The sequence below is a fragment of the Pedobacter sp. GW460-11-11-14-TSB4 genome, from assembly GCF_059423705.1.
Map to the genome: position 1 here is coordinate 26,683 of NZ_JBWKYI010000003.1, position 24,591 is coordinate 51,273.

At 37.4% G+C, this 24,591-nt stretch carries 23 protein-coding genes; 11 read left to right on the forward strand and 12 right to left on the reverse strand.

Translation table 11 applies throughout. The features are described from left to right. The first annotated feature begins 26 nt into the window (after positions 1 to 26). Positions 27 to 1,196 (forward strand): RsiV family protein, encoded by a 1,170-nt coding sequence (locus AC07YT_RS04685; protein WP_086547047.1) that lies wholly within the window; start codon positions 27 to 29, stop codon positions 1,194 to 1,196. A gap of 308 nt (positions 1,197 to 1,504) precedes the next feature. Here the strand turns inward: AC07YT_RS04685 and AC07YT_RS04690 are convergent, their stop codons facing one another. From AC07YT_RS04690 to AC07YT_RS04710, 5 genes are all read right to left on the reverse strand, one after another. Then, positions 1,505 to 1,957, reverse strand: coding sequence for a 3-oxoacyl-ACP synthase (locus AC07YT_RS04690; RefSeq protein ID WP_086547048.1), 453 nt, complete (start codon positions 1,955 to 1,957; stop codon positions 1,505 to 1,507). Between the two features lie 35 nt (positions 1,958 to 1,992). Next, a complete protein-coding gene (locus AC07YT_RS04695; protein ID WP_086547049.1) occupies positions 1,993 to 2,337 on the reverse strand; it encodes a DUF1801 domain-containing protein in 345 nt (114 codons plus the stop codon). Between the two features lie 181 nt (positions 2,338 to 2,518). After that, positions 2,519 to 3,094 carry a nitroreductase family protein gene (locus AC07YT_RS04700; protein WP_086547050.1) on the reverse strand — a complete coding sequence of 192 codons (576 nt, stop codon included), beginning with the start codon at positions 3,092 to 3,094 and terminating at the stop codon, positions 2,519 to 2,521. Positions 3,095 to 3,282: 188 nt separating this feature from the next. Beyond that, a complete protein-coding gene (locus tag AC07YT_RS04705; protein ID WP_086547051.1) occupies positions 3,283 to 3,843 on the reverse strand; it encodes a HEAT-like fold family protein in 561 nt (186 codons plus the stop codon). 183 nt (positions 3,844 to 4,026) lie between these two features. After that, positions 4,027 to 4,707 (reverse strand): hypothetical protein, encoded by a 681-nt coding sequence (locus tag AC07YT_RS04710; protein ID WP_086547052.1) that lies wholly within the window; start codon positions 4,705 to 4,707, stop codon positions 4,027 to 4,029. Between the two features lie 414 nt (positions 4,708 to 5,121). Here AC07YT_RS04710 and AC07YT_RS04715 point away from each other — a divergent pair, with 414 nt between their 5' ends. The 5 genes from AC07YT_RS04715 to AC07YT_RS04735 all read left to right on the forward strand — a co-directional run bounded on the left by AC07YT_RS04715 (position 5,122) and on the right by AC07YT_RS04735 (position 10,193). Then, positions 5,122 to 6,744 (forward strand): ABC-F family ATP-binding cassette domain-containing protein, encoded by a 1,623-nt coding sequence (locus AC07YT_RS04715; protein ID WP_086547053.1) that lies wholly within the window; start codon positions 5,122 to 5,124, stop codon positions 6,742 to 6,744. Between the two features lie 168 nt (positions 6,745 to 6,912). Beyond that, entirely contained in the window at positions 6,913 to 7,605 is a 693-nt protein-coding gene (locus AC07YT_RS04720; RefSeq protein WP_086547054.1) for a DUF4397 domain-containing protein, read from the forward strand. A 123-nt stretch (positions 7,606 to 7,728) separates the two neighbouring features. Then, on the forward strand, positions 7,729 to 8,313 hold the full coding sequence (locus tag AC07YT_RS04725) for an RNA polymerase sigma factor (RefSeq protein ID WP_086547055.1): 585 nt from the start codon (positions 7,729 to 7,731) through the stop codon (positions 8,311 to 8,313). Next, entirely contained in the window at positions 8,306 to 9,523 is a 1,218-nt protein-coding gene (locus AC07YT_RS04730) for a hypothetical protein (protein WP_086547056.1), read from the forward strand. Before AC07YT_RS04725 ends, AC07YT_RS04730 begins: the two co-directional genes overlap by 8 nt. Positions 9,524 to 9,563: 40 nt before the next feature. Next, a complete protein-coding gene (locus AC07YT_RS04735) occupies positions 9,564 to 10,193 on the forward strand; it encodes a Uma2 family endonuclease (RefSeq protein ID WP_086547057.1) in 630 nt (209 codons plus the stop codon). 88 nt (positions 10,194 to 10,281) lie between these two features. Here AC07YT_RS04735 and AC07YT_RS04740 read toward each other — a convergent pair whose 3' ends face one another. The 4 genes from AC07YT_RS04740 to AC07YT_RS04755 form a co-directional block, all read right to left on the reverse strand. After that, positions 10,282 to 10,788 carry an FKBP-type peptidyl-prolyl cis-trans isomerase gene (locus AC07YT_RS04740; protein ID WP_029280752.1) on the reverse strand — a complete coding sequence of 169 codons (507 nt, stop codon included), beginning with the start codon at positions 10,786 to 10,788 and terminating at the stop codon, positions 10,282 to 10,284. 241 nt (positions 10,789 to 11,029) lie between these two features. Then, positions 11,030 to 11,554, reverse strand: coding sequence for a hypothetical protein (locus tag AC07YT_RS04745; RefSeq protein ID WP_086547058.1), 525 nt, complete (start codon positions 11,552 to 11,554; stop codon positions 11,030 to 11,032). A 276-nt stretch (positions 11,555 to 11,830) separates the two neighbouring features. Beyond that, positions 11,831 to 12,388: a hypothetical protein gene (locus AC07YT_RS04750; protein ID WP_086547059.1), complete on the reverse strand. Its 558-nt coding sequence runs from the start codon at positions 12,386 to 12,388 to the stop codon at positions 11,831 to 11,833. A 151-nt stretch (positions 12,389 to 12,539) separates the two neighbouring features. After that, a complete protein-coding gene (locus AC07YT_RS04755) occupies positions 12,540 to 14,549 on the reverse strand; it encodes a thioredoxin domain-containing protein (RefSeq protein ID WP_086547060.1) in 2,010 nt (669 codons plus the stop codon). A gap of 261 nt (positions 14,550 to 14,810) precedes the next feature. Between AC07YT_RS04755 and AC07YT_RS04760 the strand changes: the two genes are divergently transcribed. Beyond that, the gene (locus AC07YT_RS04760; RefSeq protein ID WP_086547061.1) at positions 14,811 to 15,908 is read left to right on the forward strand and encodes a mandelate racemase/muconate lactonizing enzyme family protein; all 1,098 of its coding nucleotides are present in this window, start codon (positions 14,811 to 14,813) and stop codon (positions 15,906 to 15,908) included. Between the two features lie 76 nt (positions 15,909 to 15,984). Here AC07YT_RS04760 and AC07YT_RS04765 read toward each other — a convergent pair whose 3' ends face one another. After that, positions 15,985 to 16,881: a glycoside hydrolase family 25 protein gene (locus AC07YT_RS04765; protein WP_086547062.1), complete on the reverse strand. Its 897-nt coding sequence runs from the start codon at positions 16,879 to 16,881 to the stop codon at positions 15,985 to 15,987. Between the two features lie 140 nt (positions 16,882 to 17,021). Here AC07YT_RS04765 and AC07YT_RS04770 point away from each other — a divergent pair, with 140 nt between their 5' ends. Further along, positions 17,022 to 18,269 carry an MFS transporter gene (locus tag AC07YT_RS04770; RefSeq protein ID WP_086547063.1) on the forward strand — a complete coding sequence of 416 codons (1,248 nt, stop codon included), beginning with the start codon at positions 17,022 to 17,024 and terminating at the stop codon, positions 18,267 to 18,269. 20 nt (positions 18,270 to 18,289) lie between these two features. On the opposite strand, the gene AC07YT_RS04775 is transcribed toward AC07YT_RS04770, so the two are convergent. Next, on the reverse strand, positions 18,290 to 19,270 hold the full coding sequence (locus tag AC07YT_RS04775) for a glycoside hydrolase family 43 protein (protein ID WP_086547064.1): 981 nt from the start codon (positions 19,268 to 19,270) through the stop codon (positions 18,290 to 18,292). A 553-nt stretch (positions 19,271 to 19,823) separates the two neighbouring features. Beyond that, complete coding sequence (locus tag AC07YT_RS04780) at positions 19,824 to 21,194, reverse strand: dipeptidase (RefSeq protein WP_086547065.1); 1,371 nt, start codon at positions 21,192 to 21,194, stop codon at positions 19,824 to 19,826. A 302-nt stretch (positions 21,195 to 21,496) separates the two neighbouring features. Between AC07YT_RS04780 and AC07YT_RS04785 the strand changes: the two genes are divergently transcribed. The 3 genes from AC07YT_RS04785 to AC07YT_RS04795 are packed head-to-tail and all read left to right on the forward strand — an operon-like array spanning position 21,497 to position 24,579. Next, the gene (locus AC07YT_RS04785) at positions 21,497 to 22,471 is read left to right on the forward strand and encodes an SGNH/GDSL hydrolase family protein (RefSeq protein WP_086547066.1); all 975 of its coding nucleotides are present in this window, start codon (positions 21,497 to 21,499) and stop codon (positions 22,469 to 22,471) included. Between the two features lie 55 nt (positions 22,472 to 22,526). Beyond that, positions 22,527 to 23,081, forward strand: a complete 555-nt coding sequence (locus tag AC07YT_RS04790; RefSeq protein WP_086547067.1) for a PH domain-containing protein — start codon at positions 22,527 to 22,529, stop codon at positions 23,079 to 23,081. Beyond that, on the forward strand, positions 23,074 to 24,579 hold the full coding sequence (locus AC07YT_RS04795) for a PH domain-containing protein (RefSeq protein ID WP_086547068.1): 1,506 nt from the start codon (positions 23,074 to 23,076) through the stop codon (positions 24,577 to 24,579). Before AC07YT_RS04790 ends, AC07YT_RS04795 begins: the two co-directional genes overlap by 8 nt. Positions 24,580 to 24,591: the final 12 nt, after the last annotated feature.

Here is a 24,591-nt window from a genome sequence, read left to right on the forward strand (position 1 = left end):
TCTTAAGTAAATCAATTCCCTAACTTATGAAATACGCTTTTCTTTACTGCCTTTTCGGATTACTGGTTTTATCGGCTTGTAACAACCCTAAAAATAGCGCCAATACCACTGAAACTACAGCTGATAGCACAGCGAATGTAAAGGCCGAACTTACAGAAAGTTTCTACAAGAGATTTGAAGGCACCATTGCGGGCAAAAAAGTAATTATGCATTTGCAAAAGGTGGATGACGATGTAAGTGGCACCTATTATTACGATGGCTCCTGGCTTAACCTATCAACTGATACTTTGATCGGGAAAGACAGCATTATCCTTACCGAATACAGTTTTTACGAATCTTACTTCACCCGGGACTTTAAATCGCCGCATTTGGCCTTAAAGTGGAATGGAAATGGCTTTAATGGCAATTGGGAAAGTGGCGATAAAAACAAAAAATTTCCGATTGTTTTAACGGAAAAATATCCTGAGGGCAGTTATCAGTTCAATGCAGGCATTTATAAAGATTCGGTAAAAGCATTTGCCAGTCAGCCAAAATCGCCTGCTGCAGAAATCAGTTTTGAGTATCTGGAAAGCAAAAACAATGATGAATATGGCAACTGGCTAAACTCGGAGCTTAAAAAAATATCGGGCGTAAAATCAAATGTTGACCGCTCCACAGGCTTCAAAAACATTGCAGCTGCCTATTTCAAAGACTATAAAACGCAAGTTACCGAGCAAACCAAAAATAGCCGTGGCGATGATTTTCAGGCCTGGATGAATTATACCAACAACAGTCAGCAGTCGGTTAATTATAATGATAATGGTTATGTCGTAATCGATTTCCTGGCTGATGCCTATACCGGCGGCGCACATGGCAATTACAGCAGTACCATGTTCTGTTTAGATGTGAAGAACAAAAAACAATTGGTGCTGAGCGATATCATTAAAATAGATTCGAATACCTTACAAGGCATTTTAGAACGTAATGTTAGGAAAGAATACAACATTAAAGCTAAAGATGCTTTAAGCACCGTACTTTTTGATGATTTTATAAAACCGAATAAAAACTTCTATTTCAATGCGAATGGGATTGCTTTTATGTACAACCCTTACGAAGTAGCCAGTTATGCACAGGGACAAATTGTCGTATTTATTCCTTATTCGGATTTAAAAACTTATTTAGTGCCGGCTTTTGCAGAAAGGATGGGAATTAAGTAAGTTCTCCGTTAGCAATTTTCAGTTAACTTAATTCTGCGTTTACCCCTTAAATCAGCGGGCATAATTAAAAAAGGTTTCCCCGCTGATCAAACAGATTTGAGCGCAGATTTTGATTAAGAAATACTGGAGAAAAACAGTTAATCGCTAGCTTCAATGGAGAATAGCAAGTTGCAAACTGAAAACTTTATAGTATCTCTTTCACGAAATAATCTTCAATGAACAATTGCAAATTGCCAACTGAAAACCATATACTATCTCTTTTACGAAATAATCTTCAATGGAGAATTGCAAATTGCCAACTGAAAACTTTATAGTATCTCTTTTACAATATATTCCTTGCCATTAAACTTGAAGCGCTCATTTATTACTTTTCCAATTAAAAACCTGCCTATTGGCGATGCCTGCGATACGGCGAAAAATTTCTGTCCATCGGTATTAAGTTCACCGGCGCTGATGCTGATGTAAAAATTACCTTCTGAGGTTAAAACCAGACTTCCGTTTTTAACCAGGCGATCTGATTCTACATTTTCAATTTGCTGTAATGCAATTTTCTGCTGACCGGCTTCGTACAACAATTTACTGTTACGATCCATCTCCTGCTGCATCATTTCGCGGGTGGTTTCGTATTTATCACCAGCGCTACTTTTTGTATCATCGTTTGATGCCTGCCTCGCTTGTTTTAAGGAATACTCGATATTTTCTATCCTGTTTTGGATAAAAGTCAAACAAAGCTGATAAAGTTTTGATTTTAAGGTAGACATATATGATTATGGATAATGGGTGATGGAAGACGTAATTAACTACGGAGGGCAAAGGCCTGTTTTAAAATAGATTCGATTTTCTTTTTAGGAATATCTTCGAGGTGGTTGATCAATAAAATTTTCATCCGGGCTCTTTTCTCTTGTAACAGATCTTCGTGTTCAATTTTATTTCCGTCAACCAAACCAATGTAAGGTTGATGAAGTTTTTTATGGATCCAAAGATAACAGAACATTTTTCCTTTATGGTAATAAAAAGGCATTCCATATTTCCAATGCTCGGTAATATCAGCATAGCCCACTAAAAGCGATCTTAAATATTGCAAACAGCTTTTAACAGGTTCATCTTTTTGCTCGAAATAGTTATCCAAAGGATTTAGCATAATGCATGATGTTAGATGGAGATAGTCTGTAGTCGTCAGTCTGTAGTCTTCAGTCTGTAGTCTTCAGTCCGTAGTCTAAAGTCCGTAGTCTAAAGTCGATTAACCATATCAACCATTGACCAATGAACTACTGATCTAATGACCAATGAACTAATGACCAGTGAACTAATGAACCAATATACTACCCCTCTATCCACCTCACCTTTTCTTCTATCGAAGTCCGGTTGGGTTCCCATGGTTTTTCGTTATGATAGCCCATGTAGAATAAACCGATGCACTTTTCGTTTTCACTCAGACTTAAAAAGTTACCTAAATCATCAATTAAAGGCGGAGAACTCCAGTAGGCGCCAACTTTTAAACTTTCGGCAGTTAAAGCCATATTCTGAACCGCACACGAAACTGCCGCCAACTCTTCCCACTCTGGTATTTTACCGCTCACCTGCATATTGATGGCAATAATGCAATCGGCCTGACTCGTTTTTTCGGCAAAACTATCGTACTTTTTCTGTAAAAACTGCTGGGGGCTAACCAATTCCTTGTATAATTTACCCAGTTCTTCACCAAGTTTTGTTAATCCCGCCTTTCTGATCACGACAAAGCGCCAGGGCTGTGTTAATTTATGTGTTGGTGCATAATTGGCTGTTTCTAAAATCTGGTTGATCACCTCAACCGGAATTTCTTTTTTTATATAGCTGGCAGGGAAAATACTGCGACGTTCTTTTATAACTTTTGAAACAATATCGTATGTTGTACTCATTTGGTAAATATAAGGTAAAAGGTGGAATGATATATGAGGTAGAAGGCGGAAGGTAGAGGGTTGAAGGTTAAATCCCGAAGATTTGACTTTACGTTAACTGAAGAAAGCTTAATGGCGGAAGGCAGGAAGATTGAGGGCTCAAAAACTGTCAGCTGAATCTGTTAAGAAGAACTGCAAATTGATAACTGTTAACCGCGAACTGCCAACTGTTTCCTGATCTGTTTAACCTTTGCGAAAAAGGCAATACTTTCTTTATCTACCAGGAAATCCATGGTTTGTAACAATTCTTCCTTAATCCATTTGTGTTTGACATTTAAATTGGCCAAAAGGTTTAAACAGTGTGATTTTACAGCTACCGGAATCTGCTCATCAATTAACCAGGCGAAAGCAACTTCTACCAACTGGTTAGTATCATATTCGGCAAGGATTTTCTTAACTTCCACTGAGGCATTTTTTTTGGTCATAAAGGCCATAATTTTAACATAATGCCTCAATGCCGACAAATTGTTTTGTTGTGGAAATTTCTCTAAAAAATAAAGCGCAAAGGGCAGAAATCTCTGCTGATGGTTAGTGAATACATTTTCTAAGATCCAGGCGGCCCTGAAACCAATCTGTTCATCATGATAGAAACTCAAATCAATCAAATCTTTTACCGAAAAGGTATCTTCAGAAGCTATTGCAGCTAATTTTTCTACTTTGCTTTTTTGCAGCGTGGTTTTTATGGTATCTAGCAAGATATGATTTGGCATGGGACTAAAATAAATATTTTACCACAAAGTACATTGAGATAGGTCGTCATTCCCAACTTAATTGGGAACCACGAAGTGCTCATCGAGGATAATCTAAATGTTATATGCAACTTGCATTAAGATTCATGCATGCGCGAGAATGACGCCCTCCTTTGAAAAAGTTTATTAAATAATCAATACCCTTTAATGTTCGGGAACAAAAGATTTATTTCCAAAAATATCGGTTTTGAAAATCCCCATCTTTTTACCATTAACATCTTCTATTACAGTATGGCCAAATACATCTTTTTTATACTTAGCTAATACATTTCCATGGTCATCTTCGACAACGGTATCGCCAAAAATATTATTTTTCTGTTTGCCTATTACCTTACCATTGCCATCTTCTATGATGATGTTGCCCGAAATATCTGTTTTATAAACATTTAAGATCTGGCCACGGTCGTTTTCAATAACGATATTACCGAAGATATCTGTTTTTTGCCTGATGGCCACTTCTGTTTTCCCATCACCAGGAACCAAACCTCCTAATGGCTTTGGCACCAGGTTTTGATCACGTTCACTTTCTAACACCTTATTGCCAAAAAAATCTTTCTTTTGTGTACCTACAGTTTTTCCGGCTTCATTTTCTAAAATCGTATTACCGAAAAAATCCTGCTTTTGCTTGGCTATGGTTTTGCCATCTTTATCTACAATAATGGTATTGCCAAAAAAGTCTTTCTTCTGTTTGCCGATGGTATTATCTTTGGAATCGACCAGAATGGTATCGCCAAAAAAATCGACTTTATATTGATACTGGGATTCTTGGCCAAAAGCCACGACGGAAATAGCAGACATGATGATGCCTAGTGTTAATTTTTTCATATTGATTTCATTTTGTGTGTATCACTAAAATACTAAAATCACATCATGAAAAAAAGTAATGACCAAAAATCTATTTTTATCAATTGCGCTACATTTTGTTATTAATTTAGTCTCTGGGTTTTATACCATTAGCCAAAAGCTTCCCCCCTTTGTAAAATAAACCCGGTAGCAGCGGGCACGAGGTGTAACGGAGTAAAGCGGATAACGGGACTGCTTAGCCAAAAAAGAACGGAACCTCCGTTTTCAAAAAAATTGGTTAACCGGTTAACTGATCATACAGCTTTCAACAACATAGCAATCGAACTTTCCAACCTCAAAACCTTTCAACAATAAAACAATAAAACAACCAAACCATCAAACACTTTCCTACCCTCAACCTTTTTCCCTATCTTTGCGGCTTATTTCAATTACAGCATGATTTCAGTTTCTAATTTATCGTTACGATACGGCAAACGCACATTATTTGAAGATGTTAACCTAAAATTTACCCAGGGCAACTGCTATGGCGTAATTGGGGCTAACGGCGCAGGTAAATCTACTTTTCTAAAAATTTTATCGGGAGAAGTGAACCAAACCTCTGGTAGCGTGGCTTTTACTCCAGGCGAAAGAATGGCGGTTTTAAAACAAAACCACTACGAATTTGATGAGTTTTCGGTATTAGAAACCGTAATGATCGGTCATAAAGAACTTTATGCCATCATGAAAGAGAAAGATGCCATTTATATGAAAGAAGATTTCTCGGAGAAAGATGGCGAACGTGCTGGAGAGCTGGAGAATCTTTTCGCAGAAATGGATGGCTGGAACATGGAGAGCAATGCTGCAACGATGTTGAGCAATTTGGGCATAACGGAAGATAATCACTATAAGTTACTTAAAGAACTGGACAACACACAGAAAGTACGTGTGTTATTGGCACAGGCCTTATTCGGTAACCCGGATATTTTATTACTGGATGAGCCTACCAATGATTTGGATATTGAAACCATTGCCTGGTTAGAAAACTTTCTGGCCGATTACCAGAATATTGTATTGGTTGTATCGCACGACAGGCACTTTTTAGATGCCGTTTGTACGCATATTGTCGATATCGATTTCGCTAAAATGAGTATTTACACTGGTAACTATACTTTCTGGTACGAATCTAGTCAGCTGGCTTTAAAGCAACGTAGCGACCAGAATAAGAAAATGGAAGATAAGGTGAAGGAGCTACAGGAATTTATTCGCAGGTTCAGTGCCAATGCATCTAAATCAAAACAGGCTACTTCGCGTAAGAAAGCTTTGGATAAGATTGATATCACCGAAATTAAAGCCTCGAGCAGAAAATACCCGGCCATTATATTCAACAATACCGGTCGCGAAGCTGGTGACCAGATTTTACAGGTAGAAAACCTGGGTAAAAACGGAAATGACGGTGTATTGTTTGATAAAATCACTTTCATGGTAAACAAAGGTGATAAAATTGCCGTATTATCTCAGAACAGTTTGGCTACCGCAGCATTTTATGATGTATTAACAGGCAGAGATGCAAACCATAGGGGTGAATTTAAGTGGGGTGTTACCATTAGCACTGCAGATATTCCGAACGATAACTCTGAGTATTTTGCCGGTAAAGATGAAAACCTGGTTGATTGGTTACGTGAGTATTCAGGCACTGATGCGGATGAGCAATTTGTACGTAGCTTTTTAGGCCGTATGTTATTCTCAGGCGAAGAAGTACTTAAAAACGTAAAAGTGCTTTCAGGAGGTGAGAAAATGCGTTGTATGTTCTCCAGAATGATGTTACAACAAGCCAACTTATTAATGTTTGATGAGCCAACCAATCACCTGGATCTGGAATCTATCGAGGCACTGAACAATGGTATGAAAGATTTTAAAGGTGCAATATTGTTTACCTCTCGAGATCACCAGTTAACAGAAACCGTTGCCAACCGCATTATCGAAATTACGCCGAAAGGCACTATTGATAAGTTGATGACTTACGATGAGTACATTAACAGTAGTGATGTTGCAAAACTAAGAGAAGAAATGTATTCTTAGTTCTTCAATTAAAATACTGATTTAGAAGCCACATGCACTCCATGTGGCTTTTTCTTTATAAAAAAACACATCTGCTGTAGCGTTTTCATTCCGTTAATCGTTTTACAAGAAAAAAGCGTTAATGGCCATTAACCAATTTTGTTCATAAAATTGATTTAAAACATTAAAATGAAAACGAATTTGAAAAATTTCAGCACTACAAAAATTATACTCTCTCTCTTAGCGATAGCTTTAACCATAACTGCCTGTAAAAAAGATTTTAACAACGATCCGATAGAAGCTGCCGGTATTGGCTTTGTTCATGCATCACCAGGAACAGCTGCGTTAGATTTTATCCTGGATAACCAAAAAATAAACAGCTTTACCTACACTAAAGATCTGGGTTACTATGCTGCTTATCCCGGAACAAGATTAGTTGGCGTTGCTAAAAAAGACTCTTTAAAATATTTAACAACAGCTACAGCTACCTTAAAAGAAGGATCATTTTATTCGGTTTTCGTAGTAGATACTTTAAAATCTACCAAACTTTTAATCCTGGAAGATGATTTAAAAGCACCAGAAACCGATAAGGCTAAAGTTCGTTTTGTAAACTTAAGCCCAGGTTCTGCCCCATTTGATTTAGCTATTGCCGGAACAGATGCACCATTATTTACAGCAAAAGCATTTAAAGAGTTTACCACTTTTAGCAATATTGCACCGAACGACAGTTATACTTTCCAGCTAAAACAAAGCGGAACAGTTAAAGTGAGTTTACCAGCTGTTAAAATCGAAAAAGGTAAAATTTATACCATCTGGGCTAAAGGCTTATCAAGCAAAACCGATAGTACCGGCGTTGGGTTATCAGTGATGACAAACAAATAAAAAATATTTCACGCTACCTGTGGAAACGAAAATTGACACCACTCAAAAAATTGGGTGGTGTTATTTTCTTAAATTTGCAATAATTAATCATGATAAACCTTTAATAAATAGTCCTTTACAGGGGTGATAAAAAAAATACTCAGTTTTGAGGAAATTTTAAAAGGCTGTGTAAAAAACGACAATAGCTGTAAAGAAATGATGTATAAATCATTTTATGGCTATTTAATGGGCATAATTTTAAGGTATACCAAGAATCCTTCGGACAGTGAAGAGCTTGTAAATGACAGTTTTATCAAGATTTTCAAACATGTTGGCGGCTTCAAAGCACCAAAAAACCCGGAAGAATTACAGCGATCATTTAAAGGTTGGATTGCCCAGATTGCTTCGCGGACAGCAATAGACAAAATACGAAGTTCGAAAGTTCAATTTTATGTTGATGATTTAGCAGAAAGTGAACATCCGGTTACTCAGGTTTCGGTTGCTTCGGAACTACACGTTAATGATATTTTGAATTTACTAAATCACTTACCAGATACGCAGAGACTGGTATTTAACTTATATGAAATTGAGGGCTTCGCCCATGATGAAATTTCGAAGATGTTAAACATTCCTGAAAGTTCCAGTCGTGTTTACCTTACACGTTCTAAAAATAAGTTACGTACCCTTTACCTAAATACCATGGTTAATTCATACGAAAAAAATGGATAAGGAATTAATTGAGCATATCACCGCGCAACTCCAAAACCATGAGGAAACATACCCTGATGGTGCATGGGAGCGCTTTTCGGAGAAAAAAAATAAGAGACCAGGCATCGCTTTTTGGCCTTTGTGGGCTGCTGCTGCCTTAATTTTTATCTTCGGAGGTGTATTTTTTATGCAGAACGATACAGATCAGAAAAAAGAAATTGCGATAATTAAACCTAAAGCCACGCAAAATCTGGTGGCTAAGGGGCATACAGATGCGGTTATTGAAACTCCGGCCAATCCTACTGCATTAAATGGCAGTGCAACTGCTGCAAACAACCTTGTTGCCAGTCGCCCGGCCAAAACTGTAGAAAGCATAAAACCATTATTAACACCACAAAGCGATTATACGTTTATCAATACCGAACAATTGGTTCCGGCAAATGATAATCTTTTAGATAACAAGCTTGCGGGTACTAATCTTTCAAACCTGAAATCAAAACCGTTTGATATTTTAACGGAAAAGAAGAAACCTCAGCCAAATACGCAAACAAGTTTTGAGCGATTGCTTGCCCATGATAGTTATGTAAATCAGCAAAAACCGCCATCCAAAACAAGTGAAAATTCTAAATGGCAGCCTGATGTGTACGTAGCACCAGCGATGGGTAATGACAATAAAGTAACCATGAACTATGGCTTTTCTTTATCGTATGCCATCGCCAACAAACTATCGATAAGCTCTGGTGTTTCTTATGCATCTATTAGCACCACCGAATCATTAAACGCTTCTGCACCACAAACTTTATCAGGCAAAAACCTCGAGTCGGTTGATGCTAAAGTGCGTGGAATTAACGTTCCTCTGGAATTAAAATACAATATAAGTGATAAACTCTACACCAATATTGGGGTTTCTGCACTGGCTGTTTTAAACAACTCGCAACAGAATAACTACATTGTAAACCAGGTACAGAATTTTTCTTCTACAACAGCAAATGGTTATGCGGATTCGAAAACGATGATTGTGAAAGAAAAAACTACTGAACCACAGCCTGAAGCCAATATAGATCCTGATAAATACATCGGATTTTATAATTTCTCGTTCGGTTATAAACAAAAAATATCTAAAAAGAACAATATTGCCATCGAACCTTTTTTAAGGTTGCCGATGAAAACTTTCTCTAAAGAAAACCTCAATCTCACTAATGGCGGACTGCGTTTGAAGATTGATTTTTAAAAAAACTAAGATATTTAGTATATTTGGTTAAATACCTCATATGAAAAATATCAAGCCATACCCTACTGAGGAGGAGCTGCCTCCAGTTAAGACGCTTAATGAGATTGATTTCACTGCGTCTTACAGTTATGCAGATTATATGCGTTTCGAATTTGAAGAGCGCTTAGAGATCATCAAAGGGTACATTTTCGAGATGAGCCCTGCTCCTTCACGTATTCACCAAAAAATATCGGGAAGAATTTATGTTCCAATTTACAACGCATTAAATGGCCATAAGTGTGAAGTATATTCAGCACCTTTTGATGTCCGTTTAGCAAAGAAAACCCAGGAGGATAAAGAAGTTTTCACGGTAGTACAGCCCGATATTGTGGTGGTTTGCGATCAGACTAAACTGGATAAACGCGGATGCATAGGTGCACCTGATATTGTTGTCGAAATTTTATCTCCAGGCAACAATAAAAAAGAACTGATCAACAAATACGAGGTTTATGAAGAAGCAGGCGTTAAAGAATACTGGATCGTAAGTCCTTCGGAAAAGACTTTTTTCAGGTACATCCTTGATGATAAAGGCAAGTTTCAGCCCACCAAACTGTTAACCGTTGGTGAAAAGGTAAGCACACCGATTATGCCCGGGTTTTTACTTGTTCTGGAAGAGGTTTTTCAAGATTAATTATGCACATATAACGAAAGAAGTCAAGTTTACATAGCAAAGTGGCTATCTAAAACTTGACTTCTTTGAAAATCGTTTATATTATTAATTAGTGACCTGAATGACCATCCGCTCCGTGCGCATGACCATGAGCCAATTCATCTTGAGTAGCTTCACGTACATTCAAAATCACACCATTAAATACCAGGTTTTTACCAGCCATTGGGTGGTTTAAATCAACTGAAATGGTTTCGTCGTGAACAGCTGTAACACCTGCTCTAAACTGGTTACCATTGTTATCTTGCAATGGAATTACATCACCTACATTTGGCAATTCGCCACCAGCTTCAGTAAACATCGTTTTTGGCAAATCGGCGAAAGCACCCGGATCGATATCGCCATAACCATCTGCAGCAGATAGCTCGAAGCCATATTCATCACCAGTTTTTAAACCAGTTAAATGCTCTTCAAATTTAGGCAACATCATGCCTACGCCATATAAAAATACTAAAGGATTTTGTTCGTCAGCTTTTTCGACAAAAACTTGTTGTCCTTCTTCGTTAGTAGTATGCAATTCGTAAGTTAACGCTACTACAGAGTTTGGTGAAATATTCATTTAAATTAATTTATTGTAAATACTCTAATGCGTCCTCAACAGTTTTAACCGGCAACTGGCATACTTTATTTCGGCAAATATTTATTAAACTTGTTTAAGTGCTTTTAAATATTGCTAGGCAAAGATAAGTTAATTATTTACCTAACAAAAAAGATGAGCTGATTGTTCAGAAAAGAAGATGTTTTTTAGTACTAGTACGAAAAGTAATACCTTTTTCTCCTATTGGAAAAAGATAGATTGACTAGCCGTATTTCAATTTGAATTTCTCACCAATCCTCTCCAGCCTTATTCTATTTTCTTTCTGTGCTTTTGTAATAACATCGTGGTACCGGTTGGTTTTAACTACTAACTTTTTTTCATCGTAATCAAACATTAATATACCTAAAAGTCGGTTTACTTCAGAGATTGAGCTGTAGATTTCCGTAAACTCTAGCATCTCCTTACTATCTAAAATGATGAATAATTTATAGTATGAAGCAGTAAACTTATTATGAGTTGGTATAACATATTCATCCACTTCTTTACCTTTAATCTTGTGAGAAAGAATATCAAAATATGGAAGCTGTATCCAGCATAATTCTGAAGCTGTATAACATTCAATAAAATTATTCATTGATTCCACCTTTAAATTCTGAAAAAGTGAATGCCTTAATTCATCCTTTTTATCCTTTTTGTTGAAATATCTATTAGCAAAAAATGAAATTATACCAATTACAGTAGCGAATTGAAAACCATATGTTTTAAAGAGAGTTTCGATAATTAACATATCTGATAGATTTGATAATACTTAAAGTATTTAGACGACAGAAAAAAATGGATAAGGCAACAAAAAAGAAAACCCCCAGTTAAGGGGGTTTAGTGAGACTGACCAGAATTTTATCCTGCCCTTTGCAAGGCTGTCCAGATTGTTATCCTGTCTCAAATACTGATACAAATATAAATATTACTTTATATTTTTATGTATATTATTACAAAAATATTTGTAAAATGTTTTGCAAATATTTTTAAAGCTTAATAAATATTAATAACAATTAATCGAAATTTAATGAGTACACTCACTGACTAATAACATCTTAGCCTTTTCTAGACGTATTAGTGTAGAGGTTTCATCGGGATGAAGTATTAGTTGATACTGCCCATCACTCAATTTAAAACCACCAATTTTCATCGCAGTTTTTAGAGTAACTTCAAACTTATTTAGTCCAAGATAATGGTATTCAGCAACAACATTTAATGGTAGTTCGCCTTCAACTTCTTTCGTCAAAACAATCCTCTCTGGTCTTGGTACAACTTCAAAATTAACAAAAGAAAAAGTTTTGTTCTTTATAGAATAATAAAATAAATGTCTCCCAGCTTCAACAAGTAATGATTTTACAGTATCACTTTCGATTCCGTCACGTTTACCTTCTTGGTCTCCATGTTGTTGCCTGTCAAAATAATGTTTATCAAAATAAATATCAATTTCAATGTGTTCGGCAGTAGTTGAAATTTTCTTTGCGTTTTCTGAACTTTTGTTTTTTACAAATGCTTCAACATCTACAACTACTTCACCAACCTTGGAGGAATAGTCAATTCTTTTACGTTTGTTTTTACTTTGCACGTTATCATTTAGTCTATGACAAAGATAAGTATAACTTTTAAAACCTTGATTGTATAAACTTAAAGTTAAGAAGAAGTTATCTACATTAATACCGCAAATTTTAAAGTTCCTATCAAAGAATAACTGCTCGGTTGTGAAATATTCAGATTTTTTATTGTAAATACTCTAATGCCTCCTCCACTGTCCTTACAGGCAACTGGCATACTTTATTTCGGCAAATATAAACTTTTGTTTCATTGCTTTGCTTACCTTTTAACAGCGGTAGGTTACTTTTTGTTCCGCCCAATGTAATTTTGTTCGGAATATAATGTCCGCTTAATGCTAATTTAACAACATCCGTTTTTAAACCGGTAATGGCAATTTCATTTATGCCGAAAATTTCGTTTAACAATTGAATGGCCCAGTTTGAATAGGCAGAACCATAGGTTTTTATCTTCGGATGAACCGCAGCAAGCATTTCTGAAGCTTTTTCAGTGTATTGTTCTACATCAAAAAGCAAACCCAGTTGCTGCAAATTCTGCGCCATGGTAGAATTTGAAGCCGGAATTACATTATCCATTACTTCATGTTTGCGGGCAATTAAATCCTCACTTTCGGCAGAAGTATAGAAAAACATTGGCGAATCTGCATCTGTAAAATTAGCGATCACATAATCGGTTAATGATTTTGCTTCTTCTAACCATATCTCCTCAAAATCAGCTTCATACAGGGCAATTAGCGCTTCAATAAAAAAAGCGTAATCGTCTAAGAAACCCGTAATAGAAGCCTTTCCGTTTTTATAATTGCGGTATAAGCCACCATTTTCTGATTTTAAGTGCGTTAAAATAAAATTGGCGGCAGCTGAAGCTTTTTCATAATAGGATTTTTGATTTAACACTTCTGCTGCATCGGCTAAAGCTTTAATCATCATCCCATTCCAGGCCGTTAAACATTTATCATCCAACCCCGGACGGATCCTTTTACTCCTAACCGCTAGTAATTTTGCTTTAGCTGACTTTACTTTATCATGAAGTACTGCTGCATCAATATTAAATTTTGCAAGCAGGTCATCATCGCTAATCGTTTTACGTAAAATATTGGTTTGCTCCTCTTCCCAGTTGCCTTCTTCGGTAATGTTGTAATAAGCGCCAATCAACTGGGCATCTTCGCCTAAAACCTCATTGAATTCACTTTTATCCCAAATGTAAAATTTGCCTTCTACCCCTTCGCTATCAGCATCCAGTGCCGAATAAAACAATCCATCTGCTGAAGTCATCTCATCGAAAACCCAATTTATCGTTTCAACAACGGTTTGTTTAAAAGAATCGAATTTAGTGCATTGATAGGCCTCAGCATATAAACTGATCAGTTGCGCATTATCATAGAGCATTTTTTCAAAATGTGGCACGTGCCATTTATCATCAACCGAATAACGGGCAAAACCACCGCCGATCTGATCATAAATACCACCACGGCTCATTTCTTCGAGGGTATGGCATACAGCGGTAAAAACTGACTCATCATCCTTTAAAAAGCCATATCGCAATAAAAAGACCCAGTTATTGGGTAAAGGGAATTTTGGTGCACGGTTATATCCCCCGAAGCCAATATCGAAATGACGTTTCCAGGGATCGATAATTTCAGTTAAATGTTCATGGCTATATGCTTCTGCTGTACCTGCAGGGATTATCTTTTCGCTGTCTTTAATGCCCGAAGTTAACCGTTCTGCATATTGAATGGCCTTATCAGGTTCGTTGGCCCAAAGTGCAGCCACATTTTCCAGAATATTGATCCAATCATTTTTACGGAAATAAGTCCCACCATAAATCGGGCGCTGATCGGGCAAACAGATACAATTTAATGGCCAGCCTCCACTACCAGTCATGAGTTGGATGGCATACATATAAATCTGGTCAATATCCGGACGCTCTTCACGATCGACCTTAATGCAGATAAAATGTCGGTTCATCACTTCGGCAACTTCATGATTCTCGAAACTTTCACGCTCCATTACATGGCACCAATGACAAGCCGAATAGCCGATACTAACCAATATCAGTTTGTTTTCCGCTTTGGCTTTTTCTAATGCTTCTGCGCCCCATTCGTACCAATTAACCGGGTTATGGGCATGTTGTAGCAAATATGGCGACGAAGCGTGGATTAAATTATTGGTATCAGACATGGCTGCTAATGTAAAATGTAAGTGGGAAAAGGAATTTTAATTTGAGGCGTAAATCTATTAATAATCTACAAACCTGTTTCTATTTAGTTTTTGTTTTTATACTTTAGTTGGAAATCTAAATGATGAATGGAATTAAGCACAAATGAGCTATTTAATTGGAATATGATGCATTGCATTATGAATTGAATTGTACACATTATCGGCTTCTATCCCGATTTGCAAACCTTACACCTTCAACCTTATACCTTCGACCTTAAAAAAATGAAAATCACCCATACCGAAATATACCGCTTTAGCATCCCCATGGAACCTTTTGTGATTGCAACCGGAACCATGCATTTTGCCCAGAATGTATTGATCAGGATTTACACTGATGCTGGCATTCACGGCATTGGAGAGTGTTCCGCTTTCCCGATGATTGTTGGTGAAACGCAGGAAACCTGTATTGCCATGGCTAAAGATTTCGCCGCCATTTTAAAGGGCAAAGATCCGTTAGATATTCCTGAACGGATGAACGATTTATTGGGTTATGCAGATCATAACCATACCATTAAAAGCGCTTTTGATATGGCATTATTCGATATTGCAGCGAAAAACGCCAAATTACCACTGTATAAATTTCTCGGCGGAACCAAACGCAGCATTGAAACCGATATGACCATTGGTATCGACACGCCAGCGGGAATGGCTACAACAGCTTTAAAATATAAGAGCCAGGGTTGCCGCATATTAAAGATTAAGCTGGGTAAAAAAGTACATGATGATATCGAAAGGGTAAAACATATCCGCGAAGCGGTTGGTGAAGATTTGATTTTACGCCTGGATGCCAATCAGGGCTGGAGTTTTGATGATGCTTTATTTGCTTTAGGCGAATTAGCGCAGTACAACATTGAGTTTTGCGAACAACCCATGCGAACCTGGTACGATGATCAATTACCAGAACTGAATGTAAATTCGCCGATTAAACTAATGGCCGATGAAAGCTGTTACAACCATCACGATGCCCGAAAATTGATCAATAGCCAATCAACAACTTATTTAAACATTAAATTTTCGAAATCTGGGGGCATTTTAGAAGCGCAAAAAATCCATGAAGAAGCTTTGCAACGAGGCGTAAAATGCATGATCGGTAGCATGCTCGAAACCCGCATTGCATTAAGTGCCAACTTACATTTTGCATTGGCCAGTCCTAATGTTGAGTTTTTTGACTTAGATACGGCACTATTGGGGCACCTGGTCGACCCTGTGGTGGGTGGCTTAACTTATAACGGTTACTTTCTTGATGTTCCCGAAGAAATTGGTATTGGTGCCGAGGCAGATGAGTTTTTCCTAGAGAAATGTGAAAGCTGGACGGTTTAGCTGTACTAGTTTGGAGTTGAGCGTTTGGCGTTTGGAGTCGGTTAACCGATTTAAACAATTAACCAGTTAACCTCATCTAATGAACTAATAACCTATCCAACGCCAAACTATCGCCGTTAAAGGCATTAAAATCGACTACATGACCAATACCATTAATTTTAGCTTTATCAGAATGCTGCCAAAATTTCCAGCGGCTTTTATCCATTCTTAACTTTGGTTGATAATAATGGGCGATCCACAAAGGATAATCTTCAAAATGATCGACTAAATAATCTTCATAAAATTTAAGTCCGGTATAAACAATCGGCCTGACTTTGGTTTTCATTTCTACATAATTGAGAAAATCAGAAAGTTCTGCCCTCATTTTTAGTGGCGAAACGCCATCAAGAGATTCAATGTCCACAACAGGCGGTAAATCCCCTTTCTCTATATTAACCACCTGCAAGAAAAATTTAGCCTGCGTTTTACCATCCTTTTTGGGTCGGAAGAAATGATAAGCACCACATATAATCCCTGCTTTTGGCGCTTCACGCCAGTTGCGTTGAAAATAGGGATCAACTAACATTAATCCTTCTGTGGCTTTGATAAAGGCAAAACGGATGCTGACCTCATCCTCTTTCATTTCTTTTACTTTTTGCCAGTTTATTTTGCCCTGGTAATACGAAACATCGATTCCGTGAACCGTATATTTTTTGGGGATCTTGATATTAAAACTTTCGTAAGTTCTGTAATTGGGGTCTTGCCCCCAATCTTTAACCCAGCGCCAGGTAGCCACAAAACTTCTTAATACATAACCATAATAAAATGGAGAGAGCAAAACCAACAATAAAGCAGCAATAACCAATTTAAGCTGAACGGAAAGCGCACCTTTCTTTTTCTTGTTTGCACCAGGTTTTCTGGCTACAGGTTTCCTTGCAGCAGGTTTTCTGGCAACTGGGCTTTTGTTTATCGGGGTTCTTTTCTCTGGCGGCATTTGATCGGTTTCCGGATGCAAATTTGTAAAAAATTATGGGATATTTTTTGCTCATCTTTTTTAGCTCAATAAGCGGATATTGAATTCAGATGATTAAATAATATCTGGCTTTTGGTATTTTTACTGCATCTAAATACACCATGTTCAAACTTATTTTCGACACTTATAAAACATCATTTAGCGGATTAAGCAGAGAAACCTGGCTTTTGAGCATTGTAATGATGTTTAACCGATGTGGTAGTATGGCCGTTCCGTTTATGGGCTTATACGTTACCCAAAGTTTACATCGATCGGAAATGGATGCGGGTTTGATCATCACCTTATTTGGTGTAGGTTCGATCCTTGGATCGGCAACAGGTGGAAAGCTGACCGATATGATTGGTTTTCGCCCGGTGCAAATTCTATCGTCAATTATTGGCGGTTTGCTTTTCATGCTTTTTTCTACGATCACCCACTTTTCTACATTATGTATTTTAGCCGTAGTCATCAGCTTTTTTTCTGAGGCATTCCGTCCGGCAAATTTTACAGCAGTTGCCCATTATGCCGCAGAAGGAACCATAACCAGGTCGTACTCCTTAAACAGATTGGCCGTCAATATAGGTTGGTCGGTAGGAATCAGTTTGGCAGGTATTATTGCCTCCATAAATTACAAACTTCTATTCATTGTTGAGGGAGCTGTAAGCATTGTAGTTGGTTTATTAATCCTGTCGTTTTTGCCACAGGTGAAAGATTTTATCAAAAAAGCCAAAGAAAATGCCAGTAACATGGTGATTATGAAACCATGGAGAGACATTTTTTATGTAAAATTTATCCTGCTCACTACGGTTTTTATTACCTGTGCTTTTTTAATGTTCAGGGTTGTGCCAGTGTTTTTTAAAGAGCAATGGCACATTGATGAATTTGCCATTGGTATTATTATTGGGATTAATGGAGTAGTGATTGCCTTATTCGAAATGATCATGATTAACAAGATTGAAGCCAAAAAATCTCCCATGTTTTTCATCATCATAGGGGCAGTTTTATTTTCGGTCTCTTATATCATGTTGAGTGCTCCGGTGAGTTTTCACATCGTTGCTGCTGCACTTACCATTGTTGTTTTTACCTGTGGGGAAATGTTCTCCTTACCCTTTATCAATACGATCGTGATCAGCAGAAGCAATGAGCATAACAGGGGGTTATATGCGGCAGGTTATACGTTGAGCTGGTCGTGCGCACAAGTAGTCGGACCATTATTCGGATTCTTCATCGCCAAAAACTTAGGTTACAACTGGCTTTGGCTAGGGCTGGCCTGTATGCTTTTATTGTGTGCCTGGGGATTTAATACCCTGAATAAAAAGCAGGCGAAAACTGTTTTGCAAACCAGTAAAGTTCAGCTGGAAATTGAATAAAATCGCCAGCTGAACAGCAATTATTTTACTTTCTGGGCTTTTACCCCTTCGTTTGTAATTTTTACAGGGAGAATATTGCCATCTGCATCAAATTTCATCTCATCAATACAGGTAACACGGTGGTTTCCATCTGTTTCGGTTAAGGGGCGACGGTGATAAACGATATAATACTTTCCTTTTTTCTCGTTAATGATAACCGAATGATGGCCCGCGCCGGTAGCAATAGCGGCATCCTGCTTTAATATTTTTCCGATCCTTTTAAACGGGCCAAATGGCGAATCGCCCACGGCATAAGCTACAGAATAATCCGGACCAGTCCAGCCGCCTTCGCTCCACATGAAATAATATTTACCATTCCGGATGAACATATAAGGTCCTTCTACATAATTATCAGGTGTAATTTCTTTAAAGGTCGTACCATCTTCAAAAGGCAAAAAGCCTGTAAAATCTTGATTTAATTTGGCAATATTACAATGTTTCCAGCCTCCATAAATTAAATAATACTGACCATCTTTATCTTTAAACACAAACTGATCAATAGGTTGGGCACCGTTATGAAATTTATCTACCAAAGGTTTCCCGATGTGATCTTTGTATGGTCCTTCTGGTTTATCGGCAACAGCTACGCCAATTCCGCCAATTTCTTTGTCGCTTTGAATATCATTGGCGCCAAAAAACAGGTAATATTTTTTGTCTTTTTGAACAATTGCAGGAGCCCACATCGCTTTATTGGCCCATTTTACAGCAGCCGTATCTAAAATATGCGGGTGTTTTTTCCATTTCACCAAATCATCTGATGAAAAGGCATCTAAAAAAACCTGTTCCTTATACCTGGCCGAATAAGTGGGGTAAACCCAATATTTATTGTTAAAAATAGCAGCATCTGGATCTGCATACCAACCTTGAAAAATTGGATTTCCAGATTGGTTAATCGTTTTAGTATCCTGAGCAAAAGAAGCGAGTCCGGATAAAAGTAAAAGAGATGAGAATAGGTATTTCATGGTACCAATTTAGAAAAAAAACCTGGTAAAAAAATTAACCACTAAAATCAATTGGTTGAAACCAGTTGATATGAAAACAACAGGGATGGTCTTCGATTCCGCTCAGACGGACAGTCAACTTAAATTTATGTAATGTTTTGGAAAGCAAAACCGGTAACAATGCAGTTAAAGTAGTCCCGCCATCCGTTTCAAATCCTCGCCCTCATACTTCGGGCTGTGGGTTTTCCACTACTGTCGGGTTTAGATGGCTAGGCCTGTTATACTATTTAAAGGTACAAATTGCATCTGTAGTGTTGCCTCCTGGGAACTGCCTGCAGTTAAATAAACCCGACAAAGCTAAATAGCCCGGAATGAAGTGCAACGAAATGAGGACTATAAGCGATGGCGGGGCTGCAGCACCTATGAAATACAGAACGCTCATTTTCAAAAAAATCGTCACCTCGACTGAAGTTTGGCGAAATAGAGAAATCTGCTGAAAATAGATTTCCCGACTGCGTTGCACTCCGCTCGAAATGACGATCTGTTGGGTCAGAACGGATAAATGAAATTGAGCTTATTTGCTCAGCTCTGCGAAATATTTATGGAATAAAGGCAAAGTTTCTATTCCTTTATAATAATTGTAAATATCATATTTCTCATTCGGAGAGTGTAGTGCATCGCTATCTAAACCGAAACCAAAAAGCACCGATTTAATTCCCAGTACATCTTCAAACAAAGCCACAATTGGAATACTACCACCACCGCGTGTTGGAATAGCCTTTTTGCCAAAACTATCTTCAATTGCTTTTTCTGCTGCCTGGTATGCAATACTATCAGTTGGGGTTACCACAGGTTCGCCACCATGGTGAGGGGTAACTTTTACCTTTACATTTTTAGGTGCAATACTTTCGAAATGTTTGGTAAAAATCTCGGCAATTTCTTCTGAGCTCTGGTGTGGAACCAAACGCATAGAAATTTTTGCATTGGCTTTACTTGGCAATACGGTTTTTGCACCTTCGCCAATATAACCGCTCCAAATTCCGTTTACTTCTAAAGTTGGACGGGTACCTGTACGCTCCAGCGTTGAATAACCTTTTTCACCCCAAACTTCTTCGATATCTAAATCCTTTTTGTATTCAGCTTCGTCATAAGGTGCAGAATTTAATGCTTTTTTCTCCTCATCGGTTAATTCAAGCACTTTATCATAAAAAGCAGGAATAGTAATGTGGTTATTTTCATCGTGTAATGAAGCGATCATTTTACAAAGAATAGTGGCCGGATTGGCTACTGCCCCACCATAAACCCCAGAGTGTAAATCGCGGTTCGGACCAACCACTTCAACTTCCATGTAAGCTAAACCACGTAAACCGGTTTCGATTGACGGGTGTTCCATACTGATCATTGAAGTATCAGAAATTAAAACGACATCGGCTTTTAAACGCTCAGCATTGGCTTTTACAAAAATACCAAGATTTGCAGAACCTACCTCCTCTTCGCCTTCGATCATGAATTTAACGTTACAAGCCAGGGTATTGGTTTGCATCATCAGTTCGAATGCTTTTACATGCATATAAAACTGTCCTTTATCATCACAAGCGCCACGGGCGTAAATTTTACCATCGCGTACGGTTGGTTCAAAAGGTGGTGTATGCCAAAGTTCTAATGGATCTGCAGGTTGAACATCGTAATGGCCATATATTAAAACGGTTGGTAAAGAAGCATCTATAATTTTTTCGCCGTAAACGATAGGATATCCTGCTGTTGGGCAAATTTCTACCTGATCAGCTCCTGCATCTTTTAATTTCTGCGCAACATAATCAGCTGTTTTTAAAACATCGCCTTTGTATTTCGGATCAGCACTAACCGATGGAAAACGCAACAACTCAAACAACTCATCTAAAAAACGTTGTTTGTGCGTTTCTACATAATTTTTAATCTCTTGCATAACAAAATGAATTTGGACAAATATAGGCTTTACCAAATAAAAGGCACAGCAAGCGCTTAATAAATTATCCTCATATCGGCGTAAAACTTTAATATCGCCAGATGATAATAGGTTCAATTATTTTTTATTTAAAAGCTAAAAATCAATGTATTATCTGCAAAACGCAAAACCCGTCTGTTAATAGATACAAAAAATGATTTATTGTTTGTAAAAAAAGATTGCACAGCATTATTTATATTTACTTTTTTGTAAATTGCGCGAATAACAGATATCCTTAAATCCTGTACGAAAGAATTTTAACAATGAAGTTTAGCGCAAAAGTTTTTCTATCTCTGCTGCTGCTTCTTGTTGTCCGCATCTCTTCCTTCGCTCAAGCGCAAAATCCCACCCGCGTAAGTTGCCCGGAAGCAGCCCAATATTATTCGAAAGACAGTATAAATATTGTAACCTTTGGGGCCAGTACTGTTGAAGGTGTTAAGGGATTGGGTTTCCAAACCATGCTGGAGAACAACTTTTTGAACTGTTACACCAATAAGGTAGTCGATATTACTAACCACGGTATAGGCGGTCAGACTACTTTTCAGGGTTTGCTCAGAATTGATAATGCCATAGCCAATAGAACAGGTTTTATTGTGATTGATATGGGTATTAATGATGCTATAGCGATTGCTGCAGGCAAAGGAAGTATAGCCGAAAGTGTTGCAAATATGAGGGTGTTGATTACAGCAAGCCTTAAACAAAAATTGATTCCGATTTTATGTACCCTTCAGTTTGTTGACGATAGGACTGTTAAAAGTTATGTTGCTGTAAATACCAATATCAGGAGCCTTAATACCGCATACCGGAAATTAGTTACCGAGTATAAAATATATTTAGCGGATGTAAATGCGGCGATGAGGCGCGATTTTTCGCTTTATCAGGATGCATTTCATCCAAATGCACGCGGTTATAGATTGGTGAGTTATGTTATTTTCGATGCCATTAATAAAGCAATTTTTGATAAATTCTTAAAGTTTACCGTTTCTCAGAATTACCCAAATCCAGCGGCCATGCAAACCTTTATTGATATTGTTTTGCCGGAAACGGATAAAATCAACATCCAGATTTACGATTTAATGGGCCGATTGGTAAAAACAGTGGTAAACGAATACCTTAATACCGGAAAACACACTCTAGAAATCAATACTTCTGCTTTTGTTCCCGGCATTTATTTCTTCAAAATCTCTTCCGATTCGGGTCAATATAATTCTGCAAAAAAGTTTATTGTAGCGAGGTAACAAAAGATTTAAACATTAGTCTATTGATAGATTAATATGTTTTATACCTTTAACCATGACCACTGAGACATTTTTCACCAATGAAGTTATTGATCTCGATCTTCTCCCAAAATACGAAGACATTCAGTTAGGCCAGCCACATCCCGATTATTGGAAAATCATCTGCATCAATCTGTTCATCTTTTTTGGCCTGCTAGGCATAACTGTTGGTTTACTCCTGTTCTTTATCGATGAAGTAAAAGCAAACGCAAAATGGATTATCCCGCTTTATCTTGCTTTATTAGCCATCTTCTTTTTACTCTTTCGTGCCAGTTTTAAAAAACGCGGTTATGCCATCCGTACACATGATGTAATCTATAAAAGTGGGATTATTGCCGAATCGACCACAATTGTACCTTTAAACAGGATTCAGCATATCGAATTAAATGAAGGGATTTTTTCCAGGATGTACAAATTGGGATCATTACAAATATTTACCGCAGGTGGCCAAACCGGGCATATCCATATTTCGGGTATTGCCATTGACGAGGCAAAGCGTATTAGAGACCTGCTTTTGAAAAAACTAGACCTGCTCGAAAACCCAATAACTGAATTGAATCCTAATGAATAACGATTTTAGCAAACCGCAACGCGAATCGGCCTTTGGTATCATCATCATGGGCTCCCATACCATGCTAAAAATTGGCAAAGCGAGTTTTTTCTTATTCATTATCGCATTTGTAAAAATGTCGGGCACTTCTTTTACCTATCTCCTGTTGGGCATTGCTGCGATCATCGTATTCAGTTTCATATTTGCTTATTTATGGTATTTAAAATTCACCTTCTTTCTGAATAAAGAAAAGCAGGAATTTGTAGTGAATAAGGGGATATTCAATCGCGATCAGGTCATTATTCAGCTTGATAAAATACAGCAGGTTAACATTAACCAGAATATGCTGCAGAAAATTATCGGTGTTTATGGTTTAAAAATCGATACTGCAGGGGCTCATGGCGAAGAAGTAAGCATAAAAGCCATCGACGAAACTTCGGCCTACAACCTTAAAGAGCATTTATTAAACAGAAGAGCCGCAATTGAAACGCCATTAGAAATTGAATTAGAAAACAAGAAGACAGCAGAAACACCATTTTTAAGAATAAGTGCCTGGACATTGTTTAAAGTTGGACTAACCTCTAATTATGGGCAAAGTTTAGCTTTACTTGCTGCTTTTTTTTACACCGTTATTTATGAGGGCAGGCAGTTGCTCGATGCTTTTAAAATTAATAAAGATGAAATTCAGAGCATGGTAACAGGTATGCTGACCATTGTTACCGTTTTTATCTTAATTGCCTGCCTATTAATGGTATTGTTGATTATTAATTTGGTGAGAACCTTTTACAAGTATTTCGAGCTCGAAATTAGTGAACATAAAAACACACTTTTACTCTCTTCAGGGCTAATTGCCAAGAAAAATACTCTGATTAGTCCCAATAAAGTCCAGATTACCAAATACAGCCAGAATTACTTTCAGAAAAAGATGAATATGCTGAATATGAGTTTAAAACAGGCTCATTTTGGTCAAAGTAAAAAAGGACATGAAATGCAAGGAAATACTTTGGAAATTCCGGGATGTAACCCTGGCGAACGGGATGAATTGCTAAAAATGATATTGGGTCAAATTCCTTTAAAAACAAAAACCTTTATCCCTGACTGGCGTTTTTTGAATTTACCGATCTTCTTTAAACTGGTTTTGCCAGTTGTGGCATTTTTAATCATTGCGTTTAACATTCCTGAAGTTAAACCTTATATCGGTGCATCAATTGTTTACTTTATTATAGGCACTTTGATGATTTATATCAGCTACCGCCGACATCGGATTTCAGTAAACCAGGATTTTATCATTAAAAAAAGCGGAATCTGGGATATTTCGAATGAAATTGTAATGCCAAATAAAATCCAGGCCATTAGCACTTTTCAATATCCATGGCATAAAGGGGTTGATGTTGGTCATCTTACCTTACATACGGCGGCTGGCCAGATTCACTTTAAATATGGAAATTATACCGAAATTAAACAGCTGGTTAATTACTGGTTGTATCAGGTAGAAAATGGAAACGAAGATTGGATGTGAGTTTTTTAAAGA